Here is a 778-nt window from a genome sequence, read left to right on the forward strand (position 1 = left end):
GTAGGCCTGGGCGTCGGCGCGGGATTCACGCAGGCCATCGAAATAGAGGCCGGCGCGTCCTTCGAGCGCGGGTGAGGTGGCGAGGTTGACGATGGCGTCGGCGCCGGTTTCGACCGAACTCCAAGGCGTCACGCCTGCCTGCCGGACCATGGTGGTGTCCATGTAGCTTGCTGGATGCAGCGCGTTGACGGTGACACCGGTGCCCTTCAACTGTTCCGCCAGATCGACGGTGAACAGGATCTGCGCCAGCTTGCTCTGGCAGTAGGCGCGCACGCCGCTATAGCCATGGGTCAGCATGACATCGCCGAAGTCGATCGCCTGCTGGCCTGCCGAGGCGACATTGACGATGCGCGCCGGAGCGCTGGCCTTCAGCAGTGGCAGAAGTTCCGAGGTCAGCAGGAAACCGGCGAGATAGTTGACCGCGAAGCGCAGTTCATAACCGTCGGCACTGACCTTTCGTTTGGTGCCTGCCGTACCGACGCCGGCATTGTTGATGAGGATGTCGAGCCGGTCCGTTCGGGCGCGGACGGCCTCAGCGAGGCGGCGAATTTCGGCCAGCGAGGCGAGGTCGGCGGCCAAGAACTCGGCCTTGCCGCCGGCGGCTTCGATCTCGGCCATTGCCGCCTTGCCGCGCGCGGCATCGCGACCGTGCACCAGCACGCGGGCGCCGTCGGCGCCCAGCCTTTGCGCGACGACGCGGCCGACGCCGTCGGTCGAGCCGGTGATGAGGATTGTCTTGTCTTTCAAGTCCATTCCTGGAGCCTCCTGTCTGCTGCTC

Annotated in this window: 1 protein-coding gene; it reads right to left on the reverse strand. The window is 66.1% G+C overall.

The window, feature by feature from the left end:
• Window positions 1-753, reverse strand: a 753-nt coding sequence (locus AC1DX0_RS36640; protein WP_477359487.1) for an SDR family NAD(P)-dependent oxidoreductase, incomplete at its 3' end; no start/stop codon positions are given.
• Between the last annotated feature and the right edge of the window lie 25 nt (window positions 754-778).

Source organism: Mesorhizobium sp. P3_A9 (genome assembly GCF_056402975.1).